The sequence below is a fragment of the Lysinibacillus sp. RU7 genome, from assembly GCF_057837305.1.
This window is the reverse complement of record NZ_JBYQFK010000333.1, coordinates 1-232: the sequence shown is the minus strand read 5'-3', so window position 1 is coordinate 232 and position 232 is coordinate 1. Positions and strand designations below refer to the sequence as shown.

Sequence of the window (232 nt, the reverse complement as noted above, 5' to 3'; positions counted from 1 at the left end):
CCGCCTTTTTATTTTCACTTTTAAGAGTGAAAAGCTGAGTTATTTTATTGAGAGTGATGATAGCTCATGCTTTTAGGTTTGATTAAAAAATGATTCTGTTCTTTAATTTTTTTAAGAACGATGTAAGACTTTATGTGCCCAATAAAATTATAAGAAAGTAATCTTTCAGTCACAAATTGAGAAAGCTGTTCTAAGTTTTCTGCAACAACTTTTAAAATAAAATCTGCATCAC

At 28.4% G+C, this 232-nt stretch carries 1 protein-coding gene; it reads right to left on the bottom strand.

The window, feature by feature from the left end:
• Window positions 1-44: 44 nt before the first annotated feature.
• Window positions 45-232 (bottom strand): Lrp/AsnC ligand binding domain-containing protein (locus tag AC3II9_RS22610; RefSeq protein WP_489159029.1); only part of this gene is annotated, 188 nt, incomplete at its 5' end.